Annotated in this window: 1 protein-coding gene and 1 pseudogene; both read right to left on the bottom strand. The window is 69.5% G+C overall.

Annotated features, from left to right (window positions below; translation table 11 throughout):
* On the bottom strand, window positions 1–1,330 hold a 1,330-nt coding region (locus AC2VNT_RS12160; RefSeq protein ID WP_486947102.1), incomplete at its 3' end, for a coenzyme F420-0:L-glutamate ligase.
* Window positions 1,327–1,588 (bottom strand): annotated as a pseudogene (locus AC2VNT_RS12165) (2-phospho-L-lactate transferase); the annotation flags it as partial. The gene AC2VNT_RS12160 and the pseudogene AC2VNT_RS12165, both read right to left, overlap by 4 nt.

A 1,588-nucleotide genomic window follows, 5' to 3' on the forward strand; every position in this document is an offset into this window, starting at 1 on the left:
CGACCCCGACCGGGTCGCGCAACCCGGCCGGCTCCTGGGCGTACCCGATCGCGATGGCGCCCAACGGCTCCCAGTCGGCCGGCAGCTCGAGCTCGTCGCGGACCAGGTCGGCGGCGAAAATCGTCGAGCCAATCCAGCAGCTCCCCAGCCCGCGCACCGCCAGCGCGACCAGCAGGGCTTGTACGGCTGCTCCGACGGCGACGGTGAACATGGTGCGCTCAGCGTCGGTGCGGGCGGCGTCGGGGTAGGCATGTGCGCCGTCGGGAACCATGAAGGGAATGACGACCTGGGGCGCGTCGTAGAGGATTTGGCCACGCGCCACGCGCCGTGTTATCGCGTCGGCGGGCACGGCGTCACCGGCGAGATCTAAGCGCCACTTGTCGGCCATCCGGTTCAGCAGCCGGGTCCGGACGGCCGGGGTGTGCAGCCACACAAACCGCACCGGCCGGGTGTGGTGTGGGGCCGGGGCGGTCAGCGCCTCGGCCACGGCCGCTTCGATCAGCTCGGGCGGCACCGGCTCCTTGCTGAAGGCGCGCACTGACCTGCGCAATAGCTGGGCCTGCTGGCGACCCAGCTGGAGGGCTTCGGCGGTACCGAGCCAAAACAGGTCGTCGGCGCCGCCGCGCAGCAGGTGCCGGGCGGTCGAGCCGTCGTCAGCCGGGTTAAGGCCGCGTACCACTGCTACCGGCATCGCGGTCAATTTGCCCTTGACCAGATCGGCGGCGGCCGCGACTTCGTCGGCCACCGCGATCTCGGTGACCACTAACTCGTTGCCGTAGCGGTCGACGGTGCCCGAATAGTTGTGCAGCACAGCCAAACCGGCCGCGCCGACCGCGACGTCTGTCTGACCGTTGCGCCAGGCGCGGCCCATTGTGTCGGTGATGACCACGGCGACGGTGACGCCGAGCCGCTCGTACAACCCGGTGCGCAGCACCGCGGCGCTGGCGTCGGGATTGACAGGTAGCAGCGCGAGTTCGCCTCGGCCGACGTTGGATCCGTCCACGCCGGCGGCGGCTTGCACCAGCCCGAGCCGGTTCTCGGTGATCAAGGTTCGGCCTTTGCGGGCCAGCACGCGCACCGCCTCGTCGTTGACTAGCTTGCGACGCAGTTCATCTCGGGCCTCAGCAGCTTTGGGGGCCGGCACCAACCGACCCTCGCACTTGGAGACGACCTTGCTGGTGACCACCACGACGTCGCCGTCGCGCAGCCATGGCGCGGCCGCGGCGATCGCGGCGCTCAGATCGTCGCCGGGACGGAATTCAGGAAGCCCGGCGACAGGCAGGATCTCGATCGTCGAGCCGGTGCCGTGCTCTTGTGAGCGGCCGGTCACGCCGCCACGCCCGCGAGCTGAAGCCCGGCGTTCACCATGTCAGCCGTTGCCTTCGGGTCGCTCATCAGTAGCGGTATCGACTGCACCGCGACACCGTCGATATCGGCGCGGTCGCTTTCGTGCACTAGCCAGCAGTCCAGAATCCCGGTGCCGCGGCGCGCCCCGTAATGCTGGCCCACTGCCGCTGCGGTGGACTGTACCCCGATCACCGTGAGACACTCATCGGCCATGCCGCGCAACGGCTTTCCGCCAATGATG

The organism is Mycobacterium sp. TH-M15, assembly GCF_057473705.1.